The organism is Pseudoalteromonas sp. TB51 (assembly GCF_000498055.1).
GTDB lineage: Bacteria > Pseudomonadota > Gammaproteobacteria > Enterobacterales > Alteromonadaceae > Pseudoalteromonas > Pseudoalteromonas atlantica.
In genome coordinates this window covers 1-6,433 of sequence record NZ_AUTO01000247.1, presented here as the reverse complement: position 1 = coordinate 6,433, position 6,433 = coordinate 1, and the positions used below count along the sequence as shown (strand labels likewise).

The window sequence follows — 6,433 nt, the reverse complement described above, 5'->3', positions numbered from 1 at the left end:
CCGCCGCTATGGCAATGATGGCTACGGTGAAGATGAAGTTAAAGGCACAAACTATGCTGAGGGTGGTAGTAATACACCAGGTCAACGTGGGCGTGTATGGCCATTTTTCACCGGTGAGCGCGGGCATTACGAAATCGCAGCAGCTAATGCAAACAATGCTCTGGATGATGCTAAACAGGCGCAAATTAAAAACAGCTATGTGAAAGGCTTAGAGCAATTTGCTAATAACGGCCTTATGTTACCAGAGCAAGTATGGGATGGTGTAGGGGTTAACAAAGCAGGTTATGAGCTAGGCGAGGGAACTAATTCAGCAACACCATTGGCATGGACTCATGCCGAGTATATTAAATTAGTCCGTTCACTGAGCGACAAACAAGTTTGGGATCATTATCCCGTTGTTGAGAAAGCTTTAAAATAAGGCTAGTTCAAAATGTAAAATTAAAGCCACGGTTAACAGCCGTGGCTTTTTTGTATCTAAGTGGGGGTTTAATGTTTAATAAGCACAATGACGTTGAGTGATAAATTCTTAACTAGACCCTCTGGCAATTAATACCGGCGGTAAAAGGGTGCTTTGTACTTCTTCTTCACGTATTAATTTAAGCAGGTTCTCTACTAACATTTGCCCTGCGACGGTGGTGTCTTGCGCTATGGTTGTAAGCGGTGGGTTTATGTAGCTTGCAATGGCTATGTTATCAAAACCGACCACGGCCACTTCGTTAGGAACATTAATATTGGCTTCTTTTAAAGCGCGAATTGCACCAATGGCAATTAAATCACTGGCGGCAAAGAGTGCGTTAAATTTAATGTTATTAGCAATAAGTGAGCGTGTAGCATGATAACCAGACTCTTCAGTTGAAATAGCATTGGCCATTTTTCGCTCATTAATGGTTATACCATTAGTAAGTAGCTCATCTTTAAACCCCTGAAAGCGGGCAAAAAATTCTGGGCTGTGATCAGATGCATCACCGATAAACGCGCAATCGGTGCGGTTATGGGCAATTAAATGGCCAGCGGCTANCCCCCGCCGTAGTTGTCGCAGCATACAGTAAGATCTGGGCGGTTATCTACTGTTGCGCCCCAGCATACAAACTTAGTGTTTTGGTCAAGCAAGGTTTTAAACTTTGGTTGAAAGTCTATGTAATCACCATAGCCGAGCAAAATAATGCCATCGGCTCTGTGGCTGTCTTCGTAGTCGGCTTGCCAATCGGCACTAGCTGATTGAAACGATACCAATAAGTCGTAACCTTCTTTTGCACACGCACGAGTAATACTGCCCAGCATTGATAAAAAGAATGGGTTTATTTGTGATTCATCTGATGTTGGGTCTTCAAACAACAATAGCGCAAGGGTACTACTTTGCTGAGTACGTAAGTTGCTGGCATTTTTATCAACTTTATAGTTAAGTTGTTTTGCTATGTCGTGGACGCGTTTGCGTGTTTCTTCATTAACAAGGGGGCTGTTACGTAAAGCGCGAGATACAGTTGATTGTGAAACCCCTGCATAATGGGCAATGTCAAATGAGGTGGCTTTACCTTTCATTGTTACAACTTAATTAAATGCTAAATAATTGTGTCATTTTCGACTATTAGTGAATTATTTCAAGCTTTTTGCGATTTATTATTGATCTAATCCTGACACCGGTGTCATAATGCCAATGTTTTATCATTTTGTTGTCAAAACGTATTAGCTGCTATTTTATATAGCAGCCTTTTTTACTGTGATAGCTACTTTGAGGTGATAGCTCAAAGTGTATAAATAACAACGCATAGCCGTTGTAAAATAATAAGCATAAGCCGCTTACACAAAAGAGATAATACCATGAGTCAAAATTCTTCTGCCCAGTTTAACCCTATCCTAGTTGCCGATATTGGTGGCACCAATGCGCGCTTTGCACTAATTACCGACTTTAATGAGCAAACTAACCAATTTGTTATTGAGCATATTAACATATTTCCCAGTGCTAATTTTGGCTCTTTAGAAAGCGCACTTGAACAATACTTAACAACGATCCCTCATGTTACGCCAACTCAGGCATGTTTAGCTGTTGCAGGCCCTATAAAAGCAGGCCAAGTGCATTTAACCAATTTGGGTTGGCATTTTAGTGTTAGTGAATTTAAAGCACATTTTAATCTAACACAATTAGAAGTAATTAATGACTTTGCTGCGTTTGCTTATGCAGCGCCTTATTTAGACTCAACGCAAAATATTACTATTAAGCCCGGTCAAGCCGATGCAAATGCAAATATTGGTGTTATGGGACCAGGTACTGGCTTTGGTGCTGCTTGTTTAGTGCGTACAGCGCAGTCAACTGCAGTATTAAGCTCTGAGGGCGGGCATATGTCGCTTGCTCCTGTAAACGAGCTAGACGCTTTATTAATTAACGAGCTTCGAAAAGAGCACCCTCATGTATCTATAGAGACTGTTTTTTCAGGCCCAGGTATTGCCCATTTATACAAAGCAATGGCAGCCGTGAAAGGGGTTACAGCTAAAAATTTAGATGCAGCCCAAATTAGTAGCCTTGCAAACAGTGGCGAGTGTGAAGTGTGCGATGCAACGCTTAATCAGTTTTGTGACTGGATAGGCAGTGTGGCAGGCGATTTAGCGGTAGTATACGGCGCATTAGGTGGCCTATTTATAGGCGGCGGTATTTTACCGCGTATGCAAACGCGATTACTTGAAAGCCGTTTTGTAGAGCGTTTTTCGCAAAAAGGTGTTATGTCGCAATATGCAGGGCAAATTCCAGTCACTTTAGTAACACAAGATAACATACCGCTAATTGGGGCGGGTGCGTGTTTATATAACAGCAAGTAAATTTGCTTAATGGTTGTATTTGGATAATGAACAAATGAAAAAAGTAACCATAAATAGCGTAGCAAGCCATGCAGGCGTTTCTAAAAAAACCGTGTCGCGGGTTTTAAATAATGAGCCTAACGTGAGTGCAGCTACGCGCGAAAAAGTACTTAAAGTATTTAAAGAGCTTGATTACACGCCTAACCCAATAGCACGCGGACTTGCGCAAAATCGCAGCTTTATTATTGGCTGCTTATATGACAACCCCAGTAAAAGTTATATAACTCGCGTACAAACGGGTGCGCTTGCTGCCTGTAAAGAAAATAACTACAACTTACTAATACACCCGTGCGAATTACGTGGCGATGATTTAATTAACGATATAGAGCAGTTATTACAAACCTCGCGTTTAGATGGCGTAGTATTGACCCCGCCATTTGGTGATTTTGAAAAACTCGCTAATTTTTTAAAAGCTAAAAACATACCCTATGCACGGGTTGCATCGGCACTGCTAGAAGATGATTCAATTTCAGTGCGCAGCAACGACGAGCAGGGCGCCTATGAAATAACCGAGCACTTAATTTCGCTTGGTCATAAGTCGATTGCTTTTATTAAAGGCCACCCTGATCACAGTGCTACGCAACAGCGCTTTAAAGGTTACAGACGAGCGTTGGCAAGCCACGGTATAGAATTTGACGAGCGGTTAGTAGAAGAGGGTAACTTTAGTTATCACTCAGGTGTAGACAGTGCGCGCAGCATTTTAGATTTATCGCCACGTCCTACCGCGGTATTTGCATCAAACGATTACATGGCGGCGGCGGTATTAAAACTTGCCACACAGCGCCAATTACGCGTACCCGATGATATCTCTATTGCAGGGTTTGATAATGCACCAATTGCTCGCCATATATGGCCGGGCTTAACGACTATTGCACAACCTGTAGAAGAAATGACTAAACAAGCTGTTACGCAGCTTATATCGCATATTTCGCAGCCACAAGAGCAGCCGTATCAGGTAACGCTAGAATCACGCTTAATTACCCGCGAGTCTACTGCTGCAATAAAATAACCCCCTTTTTTGTTTTTCACAGTAACCCGAATTTGAGTGACGCTTATTCGGGTTTTTTTTGTGCGGATTTTAGCAAATAAACTAAAATTAGCATGGTCATTAATTGGTCACGTTAAAATTTTACACTATTTTTGTTACTCAGGGTTGACACCGGTGTCAATGCTATGCGTTAATACAGTGACACCGGTGTCAGGGTTGTTGTGAGAGGCTCCCTGGTAGCGTACCTTTGAACGGGTAAATCAAAGATGCTCAGTGCAGTTATTTACGTGGAGTCTGTAATTGCTACTGAGCCTTTTTCCTCTAACTAATAGAGATGAGCTAAATTATGTTGCACCCTCGCATTGAAGAAGTCACCCAACGCGTTATTGAACGCAGTAAACAAACCCGTCAAGATTATTTAGATCGTATTTCGCACGCAAAAAAACAAACAAGAGTCCGTGCCGGACTAGGCTGCGGAAACATCGCTCACGTTATGGCTGCGTGTAGCAGCGACGACAAAGCGCGCTTAAAGGCTGATGAGCAGCCAAATCTTGCTATTATCAACTCATATAACGATATGCTTTCGGCCCATGTGCCATACAAAGATTTCCCAGATTTAATTAAAGACCTTGCTACTAAGTACGACGCAACTGCCCAAGTTGCAGGCGGTGTACCAGCAATGTGTGATGGCGTTACGCAAGGGCGTGACGGCATGGAATTATCGCTTTTTTCTCGCGACGTAATTGCTATGTCTACTGCGGTATCACTATCGCATGACGTATTTGACGGCGTTTTTTGTTTAGGCGTATGTGACAAAATTGTCCCAGGTTTATTAATTGGTGCCTTATCTTTTGGTCACTTACCGGTATTCTTTTTACCTGCTGGGCCAATGCAATCTGGTATTCCAAACAAAGAAAAAGCACGTATTCGCCAAAAATTTGCACAAGGCTTAGTAAGCCGTGAAGACTTACTTGAAGCTGAAAGCGCCTCGTACCACAGCGCAGGTACATGTACGTTTTACGGTACCGCTAACTCAAACCAAATGTTGATGGAAATAATGGGCCTACACCTTCCAGGTAGCTCGTTTATTAATCCTTATACTGAGCTTCGCGATGGTTTAACAGGTAATGCTGTAGAAACCATGCTTAAGCAGCTTACAGATGATAAAGAAAGCCCGTGTTTAGCAGATGTAATCAGCGAAAAAACCATTATTAATGGTTTAGTTGGCTTGCTATCTACAGGTGGCTCTACTAACCACGCTATTCATATTGTTGCTATCGCAAAAGCGGCGGGTATTCAAGTAACGTGGAAAGACATGTCTGACTTATCAGAAGTTGTACCACTACTTACGCGTATTTACCCTAACGGCTCAGCAGATGTAAACCATTTCCAAGCCGCAGGCGGTATGGGCTTCTTAATGCGTGAATTAGCCGGCGCAGGTTACTTGCATACTGATGTTAAAACAATGCTTGGTGAAGGCTTAGCGCCTTACATGATGGAGCCGCGTTTAGATAAAGACGACAGCTTAATTATGAGCAACTCAACAGGCCCTTCAAAAGTTAAATGGGTAGATTGCCCAGAAAACTCACTCGATGAAGAAGTACTGCGTCCAATTAGCAATCCATTTAGCAAGCAAGGCGGCCTACAACTACTTACGGGTAACCTAGGTAAAGCCGTCATTAAAGTGTCTGCTGTAGCCACTGAGCACCAAGTAGTAACAGCCCCAGCTAAAGTATTTAGCTCACAAGGCGAACTGCAAGAGGCATACAGCCGTGGCGAGTTAAACCAAGACTTTATTGCCGTGCTTAAAGAGCAAGGCCCTAAAGCGAAAGGTATGCCAGAGCTTCATAAATTAACGCCAGTAATGGCAACACTTCAAGACGAAGGCTTTAAAGTAGCTATTGTGACTGATGGCCGTATGTCGGGCGCATCAGGTAAAGTGCCTGCTGCTATTCACTTAGCGCCAGAAGCTGTTGAAGGAGGCATTATTGCAAAAATTCTTGAGGGCGATTTAGTAACACTGGATGCGCCAAACGGAATATTAAAAGTACATGTTAGCGACGAAGAGCTTGCTAAGCGTGAACTACAACTTAGCCAACCAAGCTTAACCTTTGGTACCGGCCGAGAGTTATTTACTGGATTTAGAAATATTGTAAGCAGCGCCGATTTAGGTGCGAGTGCTTTTGGACTTGAATAATAATTGCCACACACTGGGTAATGAGGAACAAGTAATGAGTATTGAAAAAATCTTAGCGTCGGCACCTGTGGTGCCAGTGGTTGTAATCGAAAAACTAGAAGATGCAGCACCACTCGCTAGAGCGTTATACAACGGTGGCTTAAAAGCCCTTGAAATTACGCTACGCACGCCTGTTGCAGTGGAAGCTGTAAAACTAATGAAAGCAGAAGTTCCAGAAGCTTACGTTGGTACAGGTACAGTGGTTGATAAAGCAAGCTTTGATGCTTCAGTAGAAGCAGGCGCTGATTTTATGGTAAGCCCAGGTGTAAGTGATGAATTATTAGCACTAGCTAAAGATTCAGACATTCCGTTTTTACCGGGTGCAGCAACTGCGAGCGAAGTAATGCAGTTAGCAAGCC

At 42.9% G+C, this 6,433-nt stretch carries 4 protein-coding genes and 2 pseudogenes; 5 read left to right on the top strand and 1 reads right to left on the bottom strand.

Annotation, left to right across the window (positions count from 1 at the left end; genetic code table 11):
- On the top strand, positions 1–418 hold a 418-nt coding region (locus tag L650_RS0114310; RefSeq protein WP_029773527.1), incomplete at its 5' end, for a glycoside hydrolase family 15 protein.
- Positions 419–526: 108 nt separating this feature from the next.
- Here L650_RS0114310 and L650_RS0114305 read toward each other — a convergent pair.
- Positions 527–1,539, bottom strand: a pseudogene (locus L650_RS0114305) (LacI family DNA-binding transcriptional regulator).
- Between the two features lie 279 nt (positions 1,540–1,818).
- On the opposite strand from L650_RS0114305, the gene glk reads away from it, so the two are divergent.
- The 4 genes and pseudogenes from glk to L650_RS0114285 form a co-directional block, all read left to right on the top strand.
- Entirely contained in the window at positions 1,819–2,811 is a 993-nt protein-coding gene (gene glk / locus L650_RS0114300) for a glucokinase (RefSeq protein WP_024034046.1), read from the top strand.
- Positions 2,812–2,845: 34 nt separating this feature from the next.
- On the top strand, positions 2,846–3,859 hold the full coding sequence (locus L650_RS0114295) for a LacI family DNA-binding transcriptional regulator (RefSeq protein ID WP_029773526.1): 1,014 nt from the start codon (positions 2,846–2,848) through the stop codon (positions 3,857–3,859).
- A gap of 325 nt (positions 3,860–4,184) precedes the next feature.
- Positions 4,185–6,035 carry a phosphogluconate dehydratase gene (edd, locus tag L650_RS0114290; RefSeq protein ID WP_029773525.1) on the top strand — a complete coding sequence of 617 codons (1,851 nt, stop codon included), beginning with the start codon at positions 4,185–4,187 and terminating at the stop codon, positions 6,033–6,035.
- 34 nt (positions 6,036–6,069) lie between these two features.
- Positions 6,070–6,433 (top strand): annotated as a pseudogene (locus L650_RS0114285) (keto-deoxy-phosphogluconate aldolase); the annotation flags it as partial.

Coding starts and splice junctions, on each gene's coding strand:
- L650_RS0114295 (WP_029773526.1), top strand. CDS start 2,846: ATGAAAAAAGTAACCATAAATAGCGTAGCAAGCCATGCAGGCGTTTCT.
- glk (WP_024034046.1), top strand. CDS start 1,819: ATGAGTCAAAATTCTTCTGCCCAGTTTAACCCTATCCTAGTTGCCGAT.
- edd (WP_029773525.1), top strand. CDS start 4,185: ATGTTGCACCCTCGCATTGAAGAAGTCACCCAACGCGTTATTGAACGC.